Here is a 20,671-nt window from a genome sequence, read left to right as displayed (position 1 = left end):
CGTCTTCATATATGCAGCAAAGCGAAGCGACGGCGGAACATCAACAATCTCCTCCCCCGCACTCGCGGGGACGCTGTTACCACAAACCTACTGGAGCGGGTCACCTCAGTCTTCACTGAGAAAAGGCACATGCCTTGCGGCAAGCACAGCAGGCAAGGCCGACGGCTCCACTGAGACCGTCACGTCTGATTGCCCTTGATGTACCACCCACCTAGTGGAGCTTAACCCCACAAAAACCTACTGCAGCTTGCTTTCCAAAAGCCACTGGGGTGACCCTCTCTGAGACACGCTAGGCTTCCACCATCGCCTCCCTTCGCGGACCAGCTGGCCGCGGGAGGGAGGTGAGCACATGAAACGTGGGAAGAAACATCACGCCTGGTTCCACGTCACAGTGCGAGTGAGCGGCCCGATCACCTCGACAGTGATCGGGCCGCTGGCCATCATGCTGGTAATCGTATTGACGATTCGCCAGCTGGTATGACCAAGCGGGAAGTCGCACATGGCTGGGTGATCAGCTTCGTCGCGGCTTCCCGCTTCTACCCGCGACCGTCGACGGTCGCGGACCAGGAGTAATCCTAGCTCAGGCCACCTCCACTCCCCGCGCGAGCACTCCCCGCGCGAGCGGGGGTCGACGACACTCACCCGACCCGGATCAGCCTCCCCAAACCACCACCTCCCCCACCGGGTCTGTCAGAGCAATGCCTTGAAACCTGTCGATCGGCTGGTAAGGGGCGTACCTTCCCAGTGATCGAGTGAAGGTTCTCAGGCAGGCCGACGTTGGTGCGTCGGTCGAGAAGGTACGGCCCATGCTCGCGTGGTGCCCGACCCGGCAGCAGGCGATGACCGTCCGGGTTCGTCCGGTTCGTTGATCGACGAGTTGGTGCGCGAGGGTGCCCAGCGGATGCTGGCCGAGGCAGTGCAGGCCGAGGTGGATGCCTGCACCGCCCGGTTCCGGGAGGAGCTCGACGAGCAAGGTCACCGGCTGGTGGTGCGCAACGGCTACCACCAGCCGAGGGAGGTGACAACCACCGCCGGCCCGGTCCAGGTGACGATGCCGCGGGTCAACGACAAGCGCGTCGACCCCGACACCGGCGAGCGGCAGCGGTTCGCCTCGGCGATCCTGCCGCCGTGGGCGCGCAAGACCCGAAGATCGCCGAGGTGCTACCCCTGCTCCACCTGCACGGCCTGTGTTGCGCGGCCGGATTCCGCCGGCACCGCGCCAGCCCCGGGAGGACATGGAGGACATGGAGGACGCGGTGTCCGCGCGGCTTGCGGTGATTGAGCTCCGGCTCTCCGAGATCACCGAACAACTCACCGAGCTGAGAGCCGACCTCGGCGCGGCGCTGGGCAACCGGGACAAGCAGTAGGGGGCAGATGTTCAGCGGCGCGCCGCGCTTCTGCGGCTGGACCACTGGCGGGTGTTCGAATTCCTTCATGCCTCCAGGAAACGGCACGGGCGCGCCTTTTCGCAGGTGACTGAGGTTAACAGCCGCACCATTAACCGCAATTAACTTCGCAGGTCAGCCCGGTTATCGCGAGGATTCGCCCGATGGCTGAGACCCGCCTTCAAGCCGTCCGGAGACAGCTCGGCTACAAGGCGGACGAGGTCATCCGGATGCTGTTTCGCCGAGCTGACGAACTCGGCGTGTCCGTCATGTCGGCAACAAGCCTCAAGGTCAAGTTGTCGCGCTGGGAGAACGGGCACGAAGCTGTCAGTCAGGTGTTCAGCCTCGCCGATCGGCTGATAGCCACTCTCTTCCCTGATCTCACGGGCAGCCGTGGCCGCCAGCTCCTCGCCCTCCTCAACCAGCCCCCGAGCAGTTCGTAGCCCCACTGGTCAGTGGCGAACCGGTAGCGCCAGAGCATCAACACCCGGTCCCAGTCGTCCACAATCAGGCCGATCGCGATTCAAGCCAGGTGCACCACGTGGTACTCCCACCGTTCGCCGTTCGGCGCTTGCACGTCAGCCAGGCCGAGCCGGACCCACTTGTTGTCGTAAACAGTCCGCTCACCAAAGGTCTTCCATGCTCCATACTCGTCAGTCACGCACAGCACCCCTACGGGGCTGTCAACGTCCGTGGCACGTCCATCCGACCGACGTCAAACACTCCTGGCCTAGTGTCGACGCGCGACTATATGGCCAGGTCAGCGGGGTGTGGACGCTCACAGGGGTGATCTCCGGTGTTCTGCGGACAGGTTGTTGCCGATTGGCTACTATCGGTGCGAGGCATGGATGCCCACGGTGGGACAAAGGGGAGGCTGCAAGTGGCAGGGCAGGAACAGGCGTTGAACGCCGCCAAGTTCGTGGTGGCCGGCGAGGGAGCCGGCGGCGTCTCCAGCGGTTCGACCGGCGGAGCGTTCACGCTCGACCGGGACGCCATGACCACCGAACTCGACAACCTCAAAAAGCTGCAGCGGCGAATCGCAGATCAGCTTAATGGGGCAGTGGCGATGTGGTCGATTCAGTCTCCAGGGAACGATCCGGCGTCGCTGCGCAACACAGACGCCAGTAACAAGTCTGGCCTTGCCTACCGTGACACTCTTACTCGTCAGCGCGATTTTGTGGGCGTATTCATCGCAAAAATCGAGACGGCGCTGGGGATACACGAAGCGAATGATGAGCAGGCCGCACAGACTGTCGACACCAAGAGCGACGGGGGTCGCTTCTGATGGCTCTTGCGTCGAGGTTTGGTGGCATCGTGACCGGTCTGGTCTTGATGTCCGTGCTTGCGGCGTGCTCGGGAACTACGGCGGGTACGGCGACACCTGGACCTAGCTCCGCACCCGTCGCATCGAGCAGCGGCCTCCCAGTCCCTACGATTGCCAATCCGTTGCCCGCGTCGCTGGTCCGAGGTGATCCCTGCAAGGCGCTCACCGATGCGCAGATCGGCGGCCTATTCACGAACACGCCGACACGTAGCCCAGCAGCGAAAGACACCGGGGTAGCGAAATCGTGTTCCTGGGGTGACGACGATCGCGGTTCTCTCGTCGGTATCCAGTTTGTGTACGCGTGGAAGCGTGGCCTTACCGACGTATACGCAACTCAGGGCCGGGGCGGGTTTTTCAAAGTGCTAGCCCCAGCCCAAGGCTATCCGGTGGTGGCATACGGTCCTCGCGACGAACGCTCACGGGGGATGTGCAGTGTCGCGGTGGGGATTGCCAATGACGCCGCTTTTGAGGCTGACGCAACGTTTGCTAGGTCCGCAGTAGGTACGGGTGATCCGTGTGAGGACGCGCGGAAGGTTGCGGATCTGGCTCTCACGACGTTGAAGGGGGGCGCGTGATGTCCGGCCCGGCTTACGCGGTGAGAGTGTGGATGCAGTTGCAGCAGAAGGAAGGCAAACTGCTCCTCCCCGGGGAACTGGTGCAGCGGGCGAAGAACGGCCCAGGTCCGGGCAGTCTCGGAGAAGCCCAGCATGTGAGCATGTCCTAGGCGTCCGAACAGCAGGGGATCGAATCGGACACGCGGGCGATCGTAGCCCGGCTGGAAGCTGCATGGTCCGGGCAGAGCGGTGACGCGGCTCGCGGCGGGTTGCAGCCGCTGGCGGAGGCGGCGACTTCGGCGTCAACAGCGCTGGGTACGGGCCAGAACACCTTGACGGATCAGTCGCATGCGTTCCAGTCCACTCGGGACTCTCTGCAGGAGGTGTCCGACTCTCCGCCGGAGCGCAATGCCGTTGATGTGCTGACGGTGTGGGATACCGACACTGAGGACCAGATCAACAAGAACAACGCGGCCATTCAGCAGAACAAGCAGATCTACGAGGGCTTCACCTCGACCAGTGATGGGCACGCGCAGACGATGCCCATCGAGTACGGGCAGATGCCCGACGCGCAGGGTGACTTCTCGATCGGGAATCCTTCTGCCGCACCGAATCAGCAGACCGCGAATGCCGGGCACTCCACATTTTCGCCGCACTCGTCCAACCCGGGCCACGGGCAGGACGGCTCGTTCGGCTCGCCGCTCGGGCAGTATCACCCGGGAAACGTCGGCAGCGGGTCGGCAGGGAACGCACAGTTGCCTGCCGCGCAAGGGAATGGTGGCGACGGAACACGGACCTCCAGCTTCGTCCCACCCTCGGAGTCCGGTCCGGGTGGCCGGTGGGGTGGTGACCCAACAAGGTTCAGCCCGATCAGTCCAGGCGGCGGCGGGTCGTCTTCCCACAGTCCGGGGGCCGGTTCTGGATTCAGTGGCGGTTTCGCCCCCGGCGTGTCCGGTCCAGGAGGGTCGGGAACCGGCGGGGGGACGTCGGCACCCGGAGCAGGTTCACGCGCGGGTGGTCTCGGCGGGCCGGGACGGTCGACCGGTTCGGGTGGCAGGGTCGGCGGTGGTGTCGAAGTGCCGGTAACACGAGGCGGGAGCGGGACAGGCGCGGCCGGCGCCCGGGGCGCGAACGGTATGCCGATGGGCGCCGCCGGTGGGAAGGGCAATAAGGAAGAGGACAAGGAGAAGAAGGCCGCCTCCTACTTACTGGAACCGGACCCGAACGCGCTGTTCGGCTACGACGGCAAGGCCGTGCCGCCAGTGATCGGCACATAGCCGGTGATGGTTATCGACGCACCAGTGACGGTGCCGCGGGTCGCTCTTGCCTGGGCGTGGGACTCCGAACGGATCGGTCCGGCGCACCCTGTGGTGGGGGTGATGGAATGGTGGCTCGAAGAGGACGTGGCCGCCTCGTTCGACGAACTGATGCGGCAGGCACTCGCCGAGCCCGGCTTCTACGACCTGCGTCGGCGGCGGCTGACCGGGGACTTCCGGGATGTGCTGTGGGGCATCTCCACCGCTGATGCGGAGTGCTACCGCATTTCCAGCCGACGCGACGAACGTAGGTCGGCTTCGCTGGCTGTCCTTACTGGACGCTCCGCGCTACTGATCACAGTGGACGATGACCAAGCGACGTTGGTGCGGATTCCGGCCGACCGGTTGTGCCGCGCGGTGGTGGACACCCTCCCCGAGCTTCGCCCAGGCCGGTATCGGCGAGATCCGGGTGCCCCGGTCGGCATACGGGACAGGGCCTACCTCCGAGTCCTACGACCTGGACATGACCAGCGACTACACAGCGCCGGACAGCGCGGCGCAGCTCCGCGCGTTGATGGCTGCGCCACGTAGCGCGGTGCGGCATCGGTTGCCGTGGTCGCCACCAGCGGCGACAATCCGCGTAACAGCAGCGAGTAGCCACCGACCTTCGCCGGCCCGAACCGCGCGCCCCGTTTCTTCTTGCCGTACACACGCCGCAGCAGTGAATCAATGTCCACATAGGTCATCTGCTCCGCGCCTGCGAGCACCGGCGTCGTCATGGCGAGCGTGGCCAGCATCGCACGCAGGACCGCGGTCAACTGCAGGACGTGCCCGTGGGTGAACGACCGCAGAAACGATCCCAGCGTCGAGGGCGCGTACACCCCGCTGAACAGCCGTTTCATCCCGCCGTGGCGGATCACATCCAGATCATCGATACAGTCCGCGCCCGCCACCATCCCGGCCACGATCGCGGCGATCTTCCCGGCCGGATTCGCTCCGGTCGACGGGATCGGCGCGTTCGTGATCTCCACCTTCTCCGCGACCAGTTGCGACATCCCTGCCCGCTCGGCCAGCGCCATCACCGGCACCAACCCCGCGCACGACACGAGATTCTCCTCATCGAACCGGACGGACACCCGCGACCACCTATGCCACAATCTCACTGAAAATGCCTTCCGCCACATGCGACTTGAGAACCTCAGAGACTCTCACTATCGCAGGCCAGAAGGCACTTCACCTATTACACGCCGCCCCAGACGACAATCCATCGGCGGATCCAGGCTTAGAGCACCGCAGATCACCCCTGCGAGGCTGCCATTCTAGTTGCCGTGGTCCGGCAATACGTTCACCTGAGATCCACTCTTTCGATTAAGAAACGCGTTAACAATTTTTTTGCCCACAGACTCCTGATGATAGAAGTATTTCTTGATCTCGGTCGCCTGATCGTCGGCCAGCCAACGCGCGGAGTAGCGTGTTCCATACCAGTCGATCTCCAAGGACGAAAGTTCGGCCGCCGTGTCATAGTCTGTGGGATCGGCCCGGTCGCTGTAGAACCATGTGTGCTGGTTGGCGTCGGACGAACGAAGAAACTCGAGCAAGACGTGCGGGCGAGGCTCGTGAGCGGTCGACTCGGCGACGGTCACGAAGAGGTAGCCACGCATGTCAGTACCTTGGCGCATTGATGCCACACGACCATTGAAATCCCAGGCCTCCATCATCAGCTCCATTCACGGTCACCAAAACCTTCTATGACGGACATGGTAGTTGTGCTTCCATGGACCTTTAGGTTTGGTCCGGCGCTCGAAGTTGGACTGCCATGTACGGTGCTTCGCCTTATAGCTCGGTGGCCGGTACTGCCGTAGCTTGTCGTTCGATAAGCGATAGCGACCGCCTGGGCCTACACGGCTCGCTCCCTTCCCCACCCAGACCCGGCCCGCTACTCGTGACGTCAGGCGTGACGCACGGATGCCGCCACCCATCTTCACCGTCTTACCTGCCGCTCGGACGATCCGCGCAGCCTTGTATGCGGTAGTCGCAGCGCCCCATGTGACTGCGCCCGCGGCAAAGAGGGCGACCTTTCCCCAGTTTCCCTGGATGGCGTTGCCGGCTGCAGCCACGCCGCTTGCGATGGCGCCGATCGGCCCGGGGACGATAGAAGCCCACTCAGCGATCGGCGTGACGACCCGCGCGACTGATTTGATTCCGTTCCAGAGGGAGCCCCAGAACCCGTGTCCGTCGAGGTCGACAGCGTTGATGGGGTCGCCGGCGACGTAGTCGTAGTCGTTGGCGGAGCCGCCCTCGTCGGGGTCGACGGAGAGGAACCGGCCCAGCAGAGGACTGTAGGGGCGGGCGCCCATCTGCACGAGCGAGAGTGCGCCGGTGTGTTCGTAGGGTCGCTGGTGCTGGCCGAGCCAGCCGTAGTCCATGGAGCCCGGTGAGTTGTCGGGCACGTTCTGCGTATCCACCGTGCCCGACGGAGCGAGGGGCTGGCCGTAGGGGTCGTAGGAGCGCAATGCTCCGGCCTGGTGTCCAGCGGTGTCGGTGGTGAGAACGAGGTCGCCACGGATGGAGGGGTGGTCGTAGGTGGGGGTGAAGGTGCCGTCGGTGCCGAGGCGGCTGGTGTAGAGGGCCCCGCCGGGTAGGGAGACGGAGAGGGAGGTGAGGCGGTTGTCGGTGTTGAGGGTCAGGTCGGGGCTGTCGCCGTCGCTGGTGAAGCTGTAGCGAGTGACGGTGTTGTTGTCGCAGTCGCGGGGATCCCGGCGGATGATGCGGTCCGTGGCGTCGCGCGTGTAGGCGATGTCCGCGTTGAGTGCGGGCGTGAGGCCGGTGGTGCGGGCGCCGGTGTTGCGGTCGGAGCCGTCCCAGGTCAGGGTTGTGGTGCCCCCGTCGGAGCCGGTCCAGTTGGTGGTGTTGCCGTTGGTGTCGTAGGTGAATCCGGTCAGTGTGGTGGCGCCTTCGGTGGCCAGGAGCCGGTCGGCGGCGTCGTAGCAGTAGCGGGTTTCCGCGGTACCAGACGCGGTGTGGTCGAGCAGCCGCATCCGGTTGGTGTTCAGTCCCGCGTTGGCTTGGGTCCCGGCGGGACAGGTCGCGGACGCGGTGGCGGTGTAGTCGTAGGTGTAGTGATGCCCGGTGACGTAGGCCTCGGTCAAGCGGCCCGCGCCGTCATACACATAGTTCGGCGCATTCGGGCGGGCATCGGTGCCGGCGAGGGTTTCGTCGATGATCGTGCCGGCGCTGGTGCGACCGACCTGGGACACGACGTGCTGGTTGTCGCTGGTTTTCCAGTCCAGCGACAGCAGGCGGGCGGCGTTGTCCTTGCCCACGGCGCTGAGGCTGCTGCCGTTGGCGTAGGTGACCGAGGCGAGCTCACCGGCGTTGTCATAGGCGACACTGGCCAGGACCGTGCTGTCCAGTTTCTGGGTCTGGACGCGTCCGGCATCGTCGTAGGTGAAGCTCAGCGTCCTCGGCAGGTCGGCACTGTTGGGCGGGGTGATGGTGCTCGAGGTGACCCGCCCGACCTGGTCATAACTGGTGGTGGTGCGTACACCGTTGACGTCGGTGTAGGCGACCACCCGGCCGAGCAGGTCAGCGGTGGTGGTGATGGTGCCCTTGTCATCGGAGACCGACGACGTGAGCGGGTCGCCGCCGACGGCATAGGTGTGCGTCACGGTTCGCGCTGGCGAGGTCGCCGACGCGGGGACGCGTTCTTCGATGGGCCGGTCGCGGTTGTCGTAGGTGGTGCAGGTCCAGTCGCCGCCGGTGGCTTCGGCGATCACCCGGCCGGACGCGTCGTAGACCTGTTCATCAACGCGCGCAGGCCCGGCCGCGGGGGTGGTCGAGGTGACCAGTTTCGGCAGGCCGCCCTGGGCCACGACCGAGCCTGGGACGCAGGGGTTGGCTCGGGTTTCGGTGTCCCCGTAGTAGGCGTAGGTGGTTGTGGCACCGGTCGCCATGGTTTTGCTCGTCTTACGCAAGTACCTGGTACCCGGGGTCTCGTAGGCGACCGAACCGTTGATCTTCAACCCTGACGGGTTGCCCTGTCCGGAGGTCGCCAAGCCATAGACGGGGTCTATCCCGTTTTCGTCGAACCGGGTGGTGCCGACTTTGTCCGGCACACCATCCGATTCGACCGCGGTCGTGGACGTCGTCAGCCCATAGCGTGGCCGCAGTGCGCTGCCGGGGATGAGTTCCTCGGGTTTGCCGGGGGCGATCCAGTCGAGGTCAAGTTTGGCGTAGCCGCCGTTGTCGTAGTAGTCGATGCGGATGCGCTTCGCCTGCCCCGCGGCATCGGCGTGGACGGTGGCTTCGCGCCAGGCCGGGTTGCTGACCTGCCAGTAATCCATCACCAGCTGGTCATCGACCCACATCCGGATACCGTCGTCCACATTGGCCCGCAGCTTGTAGTCCCCCGCGGCCGGGAAGACGAGATCACCGGTCAGCCGCAGGGAGAACGCGTCCGCGCTCATCCCGGGCACGACGTCGTTGCTGTACTCCCACGGGCTCTTGACGGTGCTATCCGCCGGGCCGATCCCGGTGCGCTGCACCTTCGGCACCCCCGACAGCGTCGGGTTGTCATAGAACGCCGCGGCCAGGCCGTTGATGCTCTCGTCATACCCGGTGTGCCCGTGCGACATCCCGCACGTACCATTCGGCACCTGCCCGGCAAAACAGGATGCCGGGGCAAGACCGTAGGAATCGGTGGGCCGGTCGGCGTAGTCGTAGACCGTGGTTGTCTTCCGCCCGGCCGCGTCCGTGGTCGACAGCGGCAGGTCCTTGGGCGCCCACTCCTGCATCGAGGTTTTGCCCGCCGCGTCCGTGGTGGACAGTGTCCGGTCCGCGTCGTCGTAAGTGACCTTGCTCGCGAACCCCGTCGCCGAACTCAACCCCGCCGTGTCGGTGTAGCTGGTGTGGGTGCCCGGGTCGTACCGGTAGGTCGTCTTCGGCCGCGGCTGTCCCGGACCGGGCGCTGCCTCGGTGACGTTCGTGACCTGCGTTTTCCCGTTCTGGCCGGCATACCCGATCGTCGTGTAGTAATCGATCAGGTTCCGCGACGCCGGATCCGCTGCGACCCAGTCGGTGGCCAGCGGGCTGCGCACCCCCGTGACCCGGCCGCCCTCGTCGTAGAGGTAGTCGTTGTTTTCCGCACCCGGGTCCTCGATCCGCGCCAGCCGGCCCTGCACATACCACAACGCCGTCTGTGACCCGTCCCAATACGTGACCCGGCACAGCATCTGCGACGGCGGCACCGCATCCGCACCCGGCGGGACACTCGTACTGCCATAACAATCATCGCCCGCACGCTGGTAATGCAACGTGTGCACCCGCCCGGACACCGGATCCTTGATCTGGCTCAACCGCGACGGCGTACCGGTGTAGATGTTCTGCAGCGCAGCAGGTTTCCGCGAATCCACCGCCGAGGCCTGGGTGTCGAGCTTCCCATCGGTGCGGAAGGTGAACACGTCCCCGCCGTCGTGCAATGTGACCCGCCCGCCGGTGTCGAGGGCCAGGACACCGTCCTCGTTGTCCGGTGCGGTATAACCGCCGGTGCTCTTCTTCGTCCACGTGTGCTTCGCGCCGGTCGCATCGGTCAGCACGATGTTCTGATCAGTCACCTTGGACTCGGTGTAGCTGGTGCCATCACCGTCCAGATCAGCCGAGAGCGTCCAGCCCTGCGGCAACGCGGGGAGATCGTTGGTGAACAGCCAATCCGCGGGGACGATCTGCGGCGCCACCGTCGTGTTGTCGCTCGTCCGCACGAACAGGCGCATCCGCGCCGCGCCCGTGGCCTCGGCGTTCTCGACCTTGATCGGCACCCGCTGCCCTGCGGTCAATGTCACATTCGTCGACTCGGTCCAGTTCACATCACTCGGCGTCCCGACGTCATACACCTTCGCGCCGTTGACCCACACCACCGCGCCGTCGTCATGCACCCCGGCGAACTGGTACGTCCCGGCAACTGGTGCTTGGAAGAACCCTTCCCACCGCGTGACGAACCAATCCGCGGGCAACGCCGGCGGGAACGGTGAATCCGTCCCCCAATCGACATTCACCTGCGGCTCGGTGCGCACCAGCACCGGCTGCTGCGGATCACTGATCAACCCGTTGTGCGACAGGTCGACAAAGTAGGACGCCTTCAGCCCCTTGGGTTCCCGCTGCTGGGAATTGAACGTGAAGTTCAGCCCGGCGTTACCGCCGACCGTGGTGAACGACGGTGTCTGCTGCCCCAGGGATGCGTTGCCGTTGGCCAGGTTCACCGTCACCGGACCCGCGTCATCCGTCGGCGACGGGCCATGGTCACCGATCCGCTGATCCACCTTCAGATGCCCCACCCAGGCCGGGGTGATCGTGGTGCTGCCGCTGAACGTCATCGCCTGCCACGTGTAGGCGACCCCGTCCTGCAACACCCCCGCCGGAACAGCCCACGTCGGTGTCGGCAGGCACCCGGACTCGATCACCACCCCCGACTTCGCATCCGACCCGGTCGCGACCCGGAAGCAGTACTTCACCGCCTCCCCATCGGGATCGGTCACCGGCTGTACCGACAACGTCGGCGTCAACGTCGTGACCACCGACTTGTCCACAGGCGCCACCAACGTCGTCGCCGGAGCCGGGCTGCCCGTGTCCACCGTCAGCGTCGCGTTCAGGTTCTTGTACGTCCAGACACCCGGATTCTCCGCACCGATCATCATGAACGAGATGTTGACGTCGTGGGCGTTGACCCGGTCCCGCAGGAAAGTCGTCAACCCGGGGCTCGCGAACGAGCCGACGTCACCGATCAGCCCGCCGGCCAGGAACGGCCCGACACCGTTGAAGTCGTTGTTCGAGGCGTGATAGAGGTTCGCATTCCAGGTCTTGACCGACCCCACCACACTCGTGTTGCGGGTCAGCTCCATCGTGGCGCCCACGACCGTCTTGCCCCACAGCGGCGAATAGTCGAAATGCGCGACCGACCGGTTGTAGGTGTCGCCGTTGCCCTGGCTGTTCCCGATCCGCAAGCCACAGTTCGAGCAGTCGGTGCCATCGGAGCGGTAGGCGAACGAATACTGCACGCCGTAGGTGAACGTCGGGTCGATCGAGACCGGGTACACACGCTTGGGGTCCGTCAGCCACCCCGGATCCACCGCGACCGTCAGCCACCAGTCGGTACCGGCCTGCTCGAGCCGGTAGGTGCCGCCGGTCATCGCCGGCGCGGTGTCCCCATGCCCGGCCGAGTCCCAGGTCTCCACCGGCGGCAGGACCAGTTTCGCTTTGCCTGCCTCGTCGGCCAGTGTTACCGACCCGTTGGCTTCCAGTTTGGGTGTCAGGCCACCGGTGTTCAGCTTGAACCGCCAGCTCGACCGGCCATCCGCGGGCGGGCGCTTGAGCTTGACCGTCTCCTTCACCGCACCCGGGGTGACCTCGTACTCCAGGTCCGTCCCGGCCGCGACCTCGGAATACGTCACCGAGTCGCCCTTCACCGCCGCCTGCGCCGGGGCCGCCTGATCCAGCGCGAGGCTCGCGGTGTGCCCGGCCGTTTCGACCTGCAGCACCGCCGGATCGTTCGCCTTCTCCGCCAGCGACGGACTCAGCGGATGCTGCGCCGTCTCCGGCCGCTTCGTCGCCGGGTCCGGCTTCAACGTCGTGTCGACCGGCAGCCACGCACCCTTGGCGTCCTGGACGTTCAGCGGCTGACTCGACTGGCGCACCGAACGAGTCCCATCCGGATTTTCGTACTCCGTGACGAACATCGACCGCGCCACCGGCTTCGACCGCTGCGGATTGAAATGCGTCCCCGCCCCACCGTCCAAACGCGACACACCCGAGAAATCCGCCGTTGACGGCTTCTCCGGCTGCGGAACCCGCGGCGGAACCGACGGCAACAACGGAACATCGTGCGGATCAACCCGCGCCGGCGGCTCCGGCGGCTTCGCCGGCGCGGCCACCGCCTCCGTGCTGCCCGCCAGCAACACCGCAATCACCAGGGCCAGAACCGCTCTGACCACACTGCCCGAAGCAGCATGCGACAACCGGCGCACGACGGTGTCCCTCCCCCGAACGCGAGACCGGCTCGCACCAACCCGAAAGCACGGCACTGACAGCACCGCACGACTCCGGCCACCCGCGGGCCGGGACACCCGGAAATCTTCCGATCCTCCGGTCTGCGAAGACATCATCGTGTCGTCCCATTCGATCGTTACCCCCGAAAATGAGACCTATGTCATACTTGTCCAGACCACGTCCGGAGAAGTACAAGCAGCAGGTCGCTGCATCAATGTGCCCTGCACAGCGACCGCATCAGCCACACCGCCGACCGGGTGACACCGCCCTCCGCGGTACACGGAGAGGCGTTCACCGCGACCATCTCCCCGCGAGCGTTGCTCCAGCGTCCAGGGCACCGCCTTGACCGCCGGCCGCGACAACGTGGCCACTCACCCGGCGACAATGGCGTTCCGGACTGCACTGGACTGGCCGTGGGAGCATGCGTCCGTGACCGGCACGTGATAGCGCCAAATCACCGACGGCCGCGAGAACCTCGACCCGCCAGTTGCTCGCCTGCACCATCCGCACAGCCGGTTCCGTCGTGGGCGTTGCCGAAGTCCTTTCCCCGCAACAATATTCTCAATCCCGCTGCAGTACTGTGGCCGCAATTCACGTCGAACGCCACCGAGCCCTGGGCTACCCGGAGTCGCGAGAACGGCTTCCCCGCTCCGCAGTCTTCGTTGCACTGTCGCTATTTCCCGTCTCAGCACCGTCTCCTGTGGATATTCGCGGCCGCGGCTTTGCACCGCCGACCACAAGCTCGGCACGAAGCTTCTCTCTTCTGCTCGCCAGGGCCATCCGTCCACCGCTATCGGACCTCGAGGTCAGCATTCCGCTGCCGTTGCCAAACGCTCGGCATTCTCCGACCGGAGGCCCGGGGCCTGTCGCTCCGACTTCCTGTTCGAGACCAGATCCAACGCGCACTCCCCATCTGCGGGTTGGCTGGGACCCGTCAGCCGACACCACCCCATCACCGGCGAGCTTGTCCCCGTGCCGACACCATGATGATCAGTCGATCCCCGGCCACGGCGTATCAGCAGAAGGAATGCGCGCCCGCCGGGGCACCCTTGCGCTCCGGCAGGTTCCGAACCGGTCTCGGTAACGCTGGCAGGCCCGCCTCGATAGCGGGGCGTACGGATACCGGAGCGGAGGTTTGCGGTGGGGCGGATTCGGAGAGCGGTGAGCTATGCCCCGGAAGAGCAATTCGCCGGCACCGAGGACCGCGCCGTGCTCGGTATCCCCGCTGGTGTGGAGTTCAGGACCAAACCGCAGCTGGCGCAGGACATGCTCGCCGACATGATTGCCGACGCGACGATTCCGCCGTGGATCGCCGGCGATGAGGTCTACGGCCGGTCCGGAAAGCTCCGTTCTTTCCTTGAGGACAACGGGACCGGGTACGTGATGCGTGTCGGGTGTGCCCTCGTCGCCGAGGTTTCACCCGGCCGGCGGATACGCGCCGATGCCGCCGTGGCCGCGCATCTGGCCAAGCGGAAGCATCTGCGGAGGTGGCAGATCTGCTCGGTGACCGGCGCGAAAGGCGAACGTGCCTAGGCCTAGGCGGGGCTGTCCACCACCAGCCCTCAGCATTTTCTGCTGATCTGCAAGCATCTGCGCACCGGCGAGCTGGCCTACCACTACTGCTACGTGCCGTCCGGACGACTGGTCACGCTGATGTCCCTGGTCCGGGTCGCGTGCCTGCGCTGGCCAGTCGAGGAAGGTTTCGAGTTCGGTAACGACCACTTCGGCCTCGACCACTCCCAGGCCCGCCTCTACACCGCGTTGCTACGCCACATCGTACTGGCCCTGGCCGCCTTCGCGGTCTGCGCGATCACCGCCGCCCAAGCCAAAACCCGTACCCCAGCCCCGATCCTGCCTGCCACACCCGACCAGCAACCACCCGAGGATCGCGGCCTGATCACGTTCACCGTCGCCGAGATCAAACGGCTATTCATCCTGGTGACCCGCCGACTGCTGCCCGAAACCCACCACCTGCACTGGGTTTGGTGGCGACGACGTCGCCAAACCCGCGCCCGCTGGTTCCACCACCGCACCCGACTACGTCGTGACCAACAAATATAACCCACACGGCAAGTGCTGCTGCCGTACTAGCGCGGGCGGGTGAGCTGCCCTGCCCGATCAGGAATGCACACAGCGTTGCTTGTCCTCATCCCACGTGCCTCCGCTGTCCAGGCAGTCGGCGAACTCCACTTGCCCGTCGACCCATGACTTGTGTTCGGCGCACACCTTGTACTTGGCCTCGTCGCCGTCCCGGCATTGGTATCCGTACTGGGGCGGCTTTCGGGTAGGCGTCTTTCGTGCCGTGGTTTTCTTCGGCGCGGCCGTGGCAGTGGCAGACACCCTCGACGTCTTCGCAGGGACGCTGCTGGATTTCGTCTGCGTGGTGGGCGTCGTCGTGGGTACGGTCGGTTCGGAGGTCGGCGCGACGCTGGTCGCGGCAGGCGAGCCGGGTGGCGCCGACGGCTTCGGCGCAACCGGAGTGCCACCGCACCCGGCCATCATCAATCCGGCGGCAAGGATCATTCCGCACAACCGCACCTTTACCATGCTGCGACCTCGACCACCTCGACTGCAGGGTTGAACTATCAGTCGCGTACCACACGAAGAACGCAACAGCCCGCCGCACTACCGTTGCCTGATCGCAACAGGCGCAACGAAACGGTGATTCCCCGAGCTGCATTCGCAGCAACCCGACGCTACCCCGGAAACACCTCGCTCGCCATCCGCTCCAACGCCACCTCCAGCAGTTCCAGCAGCAACTCGACCTCACCCGCCGCAATGGTCAGCGGCGGCGAAACGACCACCGCATTGTTGAGCGGCGCAATCCCCGCCGGGTAAACGATCAACCCCTGGTCGAAGCACTCCTCCACGAACCGCGCCGAAACATTGTCCCCGGCAGCCGGGGCAGCGCGGGTTTCCGGATCCTGCACGAACTCGAATCCCCACAGCAGGCCCCGGCCGCGCACATCGGCTAGGAAAGGGAATCTCGCGGACAGCTTCCGCAGGCCGGTTTCGAGCTGGTCGCCGCGGTGCCGGACGTTGGCCAGGATCTCGTGGTCCGCAAGGTAGTCCAGCACGGCGAGACAGGTGGCCGCGCCGAGGGGATTTCCGGAGAAGGTGTGACCGAAAGGCGCGATTCCGCTGCCGTGCCGGATGGTCTCGACGAGACGGTCACACAGCAGCACCGCGCCGACGGGGGCATAGCCGGCGCTGAGGCCTTTGCCGGTCACCAGCAGATCGGGGACGACCTTCTCGTCACCGCTCGCGAACCATTCGCCGGTGCGCCCGACGCCGGTGATCACCTCGTCCATGATCAGCAAAACGTCGAGACGATCGCACATCGCCCGCAGGCGCCGGAGATATCCCGCCGGGGGCACGAGGGCACCACCGGCGGCGCCGACGATCGGTTCGACGATGACGGCGGCAACCGTCGCGGGGTCGGCGGCGACGACTGCCGCTTCGAACTTCGCGACGGACCGCGCGGCATAGTCTTCCTCGCTCTCCCCGGGGTGGGCGTAGCGAAACGCGTAGGCGGGCGGCCCGACCGGGAACGGATGCAGCAGGGAACCGTAGTCCGGACGACGGGCGGCATGGCCCGACATGGACAGGGCGCCGAGCGTCATGCCGTGATAGCTGATGTGCCGACCGAGGATTTTCACCTTCTCGGGCCGCCCCTGTTCCCGCCAGTGGGCGACAGCGGCACGCATCGCGAACTCTGTTCCCTCGGAGCCGCTGCTGACGAAGAAGGCCGTATTGAGGCCCCCGGGCGCGAGGTCGGTGAGCCGCCGCGCGAGGTCCTCCGCGGGCTGGTTCGTGAATTGGGTCCGATACGTGAAGGCGACCCGTGAGAGCTGGTCGCTGATGGCGTCGGCGATCTCCTCGACGCCGTGGCCGAGGCTCGCGGTCATCGCGCCCGATGAACCATCGAGATAACGTTTGCCGTCACTGTCGAACAAGAACACGCCCTTCCCGTGTGTCACGGTCGGGTAGTGGCCGTCGACCCGCTGCTTGAGCAGCGCACTCCTGGACTCCATGGACGAACTCTAGGCCCGCGAACTGGTTCTCGACCGGTACGAAAATGTATGCTTTCCGCGTGTCGGATTACACATCCGTAGCCGCTGACCAGGAGCGCCTGCTCCCCACCGTGCGGGAGATCCTCACCCTCCCGCCCGTCCGGGCCGGCGATCCCCGCCTGCTGGTCTGCGAACGCTGCGCGGACCGGCCGGTGCGCTGGGTGCACGTGTGCGAGCAGCCGGATCTGGCCCGCTTCATCGACGCGGGCGACCTGGTGCTGACCAGCGGAATGGGCCTGCAGAACCACCCCGAGGAATGGCTGCCGGTGCTGGAGACCCTCACCGAGCGCCGCGCGTCCGGCCTCTTCCTGGAACTCGGCCGCTCTTTCGAGCAGTTTCCCGCCGAGGTCGTGGAGCGCGCCGAGGAGACGGGGCTGGCGCTGGCCGTGTTCCGGCGGCCGACCCGGTTCGTCGAGATCATCCACAGCGTGCACCGCAGCATCCTCCAGCGCCACACGCACGAGCTGGAACGCATCGCCACGATGCACGCCGCGTTGACCAAGCTCGGCCTCACCGGGCCGTCGGCGGGCGAAATCCTGCAGCTCGCCCGCTCGGTGCTGCACCGCGAGGTCTATCTGGAAGACCTGGCCCACCGCCTCGTCGCGTTCGCGCGGGCCGACGATTCGCCGGCGCCGGTCATGGCCGACTGGCGCGAGCACTCCCTGCGCCGCCCCAACGTCGACCAGGCCACCTACGACGACGAGACCGACCCTCATCGTCCCCGCGGGCACCCGCGACGAACGGTGGGGACGCCTCGTCATTCCCCTCGGGCACACGCCGACCACGGCCGAGCTCCTCACGGCCGACCGGACAGCCGACGCCCTCGCGCTCCAGCGCCTGCTCGACGCCGACCATCAGATGCTCGAATGGCGGACCCGGGAAACCCTCGTCGACATCCTGTTCGAGCAGCAGTACGCCACCGAAGAAGACGCGTTGATGCGGTGGCGCGCACAGGGTTTTCCGCTCAACGGACAGGTTCTCGCCGGCGGCAGCCTGCGTTTGCCCGGCCTTGCCGGGAGTCGCTGAACACCCCAGCCAGTCGAAGTACTGCGCGAGCAGCGGGCGGTCGAGCCCGAGGTCGGTCCGGATCGTGGCGATGTCGGCCGCGGTGGCGTCGGGACCGGCGACGGTCACCGCCGGGTCGCCGGGGGCCAGGCGCGGCAGCACGAAGGCCAGCATCGACGCCACGACCAGCACGAGTAGCGCGGAGGGAATCCTGCGCACGAGGAGGGTCAGCTGGGAACCCTGCTGCCGGCTCTGCCAGAGGAACAGGCCGGTGCCGATCACGTTGCTGTCGTCGTTGAGTCCCTTCGCCGCCACACCGTCCACAATGGAGGCGATGGCGAACAGGTCGGCCATTTTCCCACCGGCCGCTTTGAGCCGGATCACGACGATGTGCGGATCCGGCGCGGACATGTCGGCGATCAGCGTGGCGATCGACCGGGCCTGCGACTGTGCGGCGGGCTGCGCGGCGCGCTGCAAGGAGAACATCACGTCCTGCGCCGTCCTCGTCCGTCCACTGTAGAACTTCACGTCGTCGCGCGGGTGCACGGCGACCGTGCGCCCGCCGTCGGCCAGATCCCAGCCGGTGGCCGGCGCGGGCTGGGTGGCACCGGACCTGTCGTAGTCGATCAGCGTCTCGAACACCGGGCCGTGTCAGGCGATTGTCGCGGGCGTGAAGATCTGCGCGAAGCGCGGGATGGCGTCGGTGTTCACCGCGAGCACGTTCAGAGGGACGAGCAGAATCTCGTGGCGGCGGGCGCGCCCCTTCGCGCAGCCACGGGCGTTCTTCGACGGCATACCGGAACGGTAGCCGGAACCCCGCTCAGACGTCGGCGACGGTACGGAACCCGAGGTTGCCACCGGAGCTGTCCGGCGTGTTCGCGGTGCGGGCGGCGACCCGGTAGCGGTTGCAGTACGAGTCGTGACACAGGTACGAGCCGCCGCGCATCGCCCGGCTGGACTGCGCCTCGTCGAACCAGTCCGCGCACCACTCCCACACGTTGCCGGAGGTGTTGTACAGGCCGAAGCCGTTGGGCTGGTAGGCATCCACCGGCGCGGTGCCCGAATAGCCATCCTCGGCGGTGTCGCGCACCGGGAACCGGCCCTGCCAGATGTTGCAGCGATGCTCGCCGCCCGGAGTCAGTTCGTCACCCCACGGGTAACGGGCCTGGTCGAGCCCACCCCGCGCGGCGTACTCCCACTCTGCCTCGGTCGGCAGCCGGCGCCCCGCCCACGCGCAGTAGGCCACCGCGTCGTTCCAGGACACGTGCACCACCGGGTGGTCTCCGCGTTCGCCGACGTCGCTGCCCGGGCCTTCGGGCACGCGCCAGTACGCCCCGGAAACCCCGCACCACCACGGGGTCTGCTCCGGGCGCGGGGAGATCTTGCGCAGCCCGGCGATGACGAATTTCGCGAACACGTACGTCCAGCCGTAGTTTTCCGCTTCGGTGCGGTATCCCGTCGCGTCCACGAACTCGCCGAACCGCGCGTTGGTCACCGCGTAGGCGTCGATCGCGAACGACGGCACGCTGACCTCCCGGACCGGGCCTTCGTGGTCCTCGGGAAAGCCGTCCTTGTCCGCCGTGCCCATCCGGAACGTGCCGCCGGGCAGCACGAGCAGGCCCTCGGCGTTCGTGGCCGCTCCCCGGTCCGCCGCGGCGACGGACGAAGGGGCCGACCGGGACGGCGGGCAGCAACCGGACACCTGGACACACCTCCTGGTTCACGGCCGAAACGTCCCCGGCCCAGTCTTGACGGCCTCAGCATAACCACGGCCGCTGTCTGTGAAGGGGCCCTTCACAGACTCAGAGTCCGTGAAGGGCCCCTTCACGGACATTCCGGATGTCGCCTGATCATCGCCGTTGCTCCCGACTCCGGTCCAGCGAACGCGGGCACTTCGCACGCCGCGTACGCAGGGGATTCCGTCGGCACACGCCCCTCCCAGGAACCTGGCCGACGCGCCCCGTGCGCGCACCCCGCCATACCTGACCTACCCCAGGAAAGGCTCGGCTGGCACCTCCCGCACGCCTCTCCTGACGTCGTAGTCGGCCGATGCCTCCAGCACCCGTCGTGGATGTCTGCGATCACCCCACTCGACGACGCGAGAACCGTTGCGCGGCAGGAGATACCGGCGCAATCCCCTGACGATTCAGAACCGCAATCCCCTCACGATTCAGAACAACGTCGCCGGCTCGACCGGCTCCGGCTCCGGCAATGCCTCAAGGCCAGGCACCAGGACCCGCACTTCGTCATGGAACCGGCGGGCGAGCGTCGGCGCATCGACGTTGTCCGGGGTGTGCAGGAAGACCGTCGGCGACCGGCCTTCACGCAGCCACCCGGCCACCACCTCGGTCCACGGCCGCCACCCCGTCACCGTGTCCTCGACCGAGTCCCGGCCCAGGTAACGGACGATCGGCTGGTCGGTCAACGCCCGCGTCCGCCGTGGCAGCCGCGGTTTCTTGGCCCACGCATCCTGCTCGGCCTCGCTGACCGGTGGGCTTTGGAAGAAAACGGTGGTGTCGAATGGCACCCACTCGGCGTCCACTCCGGCTAGCGCTCTCTCCAGCAACGCCGCCGAGCCGCCGTCGGTGAAGAACCCCGGGTGCCGCACCTCCACCGCACGCCGACGATCGGCCGGGAGTCGACGCAGGAAACGACCGAGCGCATCGACCTCCGAAGGGCCGAACGACCCGGGCAACTGCGTCCACAGGACCGCCCGTTCCCCGAGGGGCTCCAGTGCGTCCAGGAACGCCCGCATCTCGGCCTCGACCCCCGCGAACCGCCGCTCGTGTGTGACCACCTTCGGCACCTTGACCACGAACCGGAAGCCGGGCCCGGTCTGCTGTGCCCACGTCGCGACGGTGGTCCGGGCGGGGGTCGCGTAGAAGGTGGTGTTGCCTTCGACCGCGTTGCACCAGCCTGCATACGCCCGCAGACGCTCTTTCGCCGGCAGCGATTGCGGCAGGAACCGCCCGGTCCACGCCTTGTGATTCCACATCGCGCAGCCGACATGAAGACGTGCCACTCCGTCAGCTCCCCT

17 protein-coding genes and 3 pseudogenes are annotated in these 20,671 nt (G+C 66.4%); 11 read left to right on the top strand and 9 right to left on the bottom strand.

What is annotated here, in order from left to right; genetic code table 11:
• Positions 1–349: 349 nt before the first annotated feature.
• On the top strand, positions 350–481 hold the full coding sequence (locus ATK36_RS34150) for a hypothetical protein (protein WP_281259001.1): 132 nt from the start codon (positions 350–352) through the stop codon (positions 479–481).
• A gap of 333 nt (positions 482–814) precedes the next feature.
• A pseudogene (locus ATK36_RS03505) lies at positions 815–1,188 on the top strand (transposase); the annotation flags it as partial.
• A gap of 508 nt (positions 1,189–1,696) precedes the next feature.
• Here ATK36_RS03505 and ATK36_RS03495 read toward each other — a convergent pair.
• Positions 1,697–2,046, bottom strand: a pseudogene (locus ATK36_RS03495) (NUDIX domain-containing protein); the annotation flags it as partial.
• A 219-nt stretch (positions 2,047–2,265) separates the two neighbouring features.
• Between ATK36_RS03495 and ATK36_RS03490 the strand changes: the two are divergent.
• The 5 genes from ATK36_RS03490 to ATK36_RS34560 all read left to right on the top strand — a co-directional run bounded on the left by ATK36_RS03490 (position 2,266) and on the right by ATK36_RS34560 (position 5,110).
• Positions 2,266–2,670 (top strand): hypothetical protein, encoded by a 405-nt coding sequence (locus tag ATK36_RS03490; RefSeq protein WP_141544353.1) that lies wholly within the window; start codon positions 2,266–2,268, stop codon positions 2,668–2,670.
• Positions 2,670–3,284: a DUF3558 domain-containing protein gene (locus ATK36_RS34565; RefSeq protein WP_098509779.1), complete on the top strand. Its 615-nt coding sequence runs from the start codon at positions 2,670–2,672 to the stop codon at positions 3,282–3,284. Before ATK36_RS03490 ends, ATK36_RS34565 begins: the two co-directional genes overlap by 1 nt.
• On the top strand, positions 3,284–3,433 hold the full coding sequence (locus tag ATK36_RS31955) for a hypothetical protein (RefSeq protein WP_170069576.1): 150 nt from the start codon (positions 3,284–3,286) through the stop codon (positions 3,431–3,433). Before ATK36_RS34565 ends, ATK36_RS31955 begins: the two co-directional genes overlap by 1 nt.
• A 213-nt stretch (positions 3,434–3,646) precedes the next feature.
• Complete coding sequence (locus tag ATK36_RS31215) at positions 3,647–4,540, top strand: hypothetical protein (protein WP_141544352.1); 894 nt, start codon at positions 3,647–3,649, stop codon at positions 4,538–4,540.
• A gap of 6 nt (positions 4,541–4,546) precedes the next feature.
• A complete protein-coding gene (locus ATK36_RS34560; protein WP_098509778.1) occupies positions 4,547–5,110 on the top strand; it encodes an ESX secretion-associated protein EspG in 564 nt (187 codons plus the stop codon).
• Here the strand turns inward: ATK36_RS34560 and ATK36_RS31210 are convergent.
• From ATK36_RS31210 to ATK36_RS03465, 3 genes are all read right to left on the bottom strand, one after another.
• Entirely contained in the window at positions 5,017–5,655 is a 639-nt protein-coding gene (locus tag ATK36_RS31210) for a hypothetical protein (RefSeq protein ID WP_170069575.1), read from the bottom strand. The two genes, ATK36_RS34560 and ATK36_RS31210, sit on opposite strands and share 94 nt — an antisense overlap.
• Before the next feature lie 183 nt (positions 5,656–5,838).
• Positions 5,839–6,246, bottom strand: a complete 408-nt coding sequence (locus tag ATK36_RS03470) for a hypothetical protein (RefSeq protein WP_098509777.1) — start codon at positions 6,244–6,246, stop codon at positions 5,839–5,841.
• Between the two features lie 6 nt (positions 6,247–6,252).
• Positions 6,253–12,477 (bottom strand): PA14 domain-containing protein, encoded by a 6,225-nt coding sequence (locus tag ATK36_RS03465; protein WP_245914268.1) that lies wholly within the window; start codon positions 12,475–12,477, stop codon positions 6,253–6,255.
• Between the two features lie 1,240 nt (positions 12,478–13,717).
• Here ATK36_RS03465 and ATK36_RS03460 point away from each other — a divergent pair.
• The 3 genes from ATK36_RS03460 (at position 13,718) to ATK36_RS03450 (ending at position 15,137) form a co-directional block, all read left to right on the top strand.
• Positions 13,718–14,089, top strand: coding sequence for a transposase (locus ATK36_RS03460; RefSeq protein WP_170069574.1), 372 nt, complete (start codon positions 13,718–13,720; stop codon positions 14,087–14,089).
• 120 nt (positions 14,090–14,209) lie between these two features.
• Entirely contained in the window at positions 14,210–14,617 is a 408-nt protein-coding gene (locus ATK36_RS03455) for a hypothetical protein (protein WP_098509775.1), read from the top strand.
• Positions 14,618–14,858: 241 nt separating this feature from the next.
• Complete coding sequence (locus ATK36_RS03450; protein ID WP_098509774.1) at positions 14,859–15,137, top strand: hypothetical protein; 279 nt, start codon at positions 14,859–14,861, stop codon at positions 15,135–15,137.
• A gap of 115 nt (positions 15,138–15,252) precedes the next feature.
• On the opposite strand, the gene ATK36_RS03445 is transcribed toward ATK36_RS03450, so the two are convergent.
• Positions 15,253–16,590: an aminotransferase class III-fold pyridoxal phosphate-dependent enzyme gene (locus ATK36_RS03445; RefSeq protein ID WP_098509773.1), complete on the bottom strand. Its 1,338-nt coding sequence runs from the start codon at positions 16,588–16,590 to the stop codon at positions 15,253–15,255.
• A gap of 44 nt (positions 16,591–16,634) precedes the next feature.
• Here ATK36_RS03445 and ATK36_RS34555 point away from each other — a divergent pair.
• Positions 16,635–17,012, top strand: a pseudogene (locus ATK36_RS34555) (PucR family transcriptional regulator ligand-binding domain-containing protein); the annotation flags it as partial.
• Between the two features lie 253 nt (positions 17,013–17,265).
• Here the strand turns inward: ATK36_RS34555 and ATK36_RS03435 are convergent.
• The 4 genes from ATK36_RS03435 to ATK36_RS03425 all read right to left on the bottom strand — a co-directional run bounded on the left by ATK36_RS03435 (position 17,266) and on the right by ATK36_RS03425 (position 20,629).
• Positions 17,266–18,276, bottom strand: coding sequence for an ABC transporter substrate-binding protein (locus ATK36_RS03435; protein ID WP_211291772.1), 1,011 nt, complete (start codon positions 18,274–18,276; stop codon positions 17,266–17,268).
• Between the two features lie 9 nt (positions 18,277–18,285).
• Positions 18,286–18,429 carry a hypothetical protein gene (locus tag ATK36_RS31950; RefSeq protein ID WP_170069573.1) on the bottom strand — a complete coding sequence of 48 codons (144 nt, stop codon included), beginning with the start codon at positions 18,427–18,429 and terminating at the stop codon, positions 18,286–18,288.
• Between the two features lie 25 nt (positions 18,430–18,454).
• Positions 18,455–19,336 (bottom strand): formylglycine-generating enzyme family protein, encoded by an 882-nt coding sequence (locus ATK36_RS03430; protein WP_098509772.1) that lies wholly within the window; start codon positions 19,334–19,336, stop codon positions 18,455–18,457.
• A 468-nt stretch (positions 19,337–19,804) separates the two neighbouring features.
• Entirely contained in the window at positions 19,805–20,629 is an 825-nt protein-coding gene (locus ATK36_RS03425) for a DUF72 domain-containing protein (RefSeq protein WP_098509771.1), read from the bottom strand.
• Positions 20,630–20,671: the final 42 nt, after the last annotated feature.

The sequence above is a fragment of the Amycolatopsis sulphurea genome (assembly GCF_002564045.1).
Taxonomy (GTDB): Bacteria; Actinomycetota; Actinomycetes; order Mycobacteriales; family Pseudonocardiaceae; genus Amycolatopsis; species Amycolatopsis sulphurea.
This window is presented reverse-complemented; position numbering and strand designations above follow the sequence as displayed.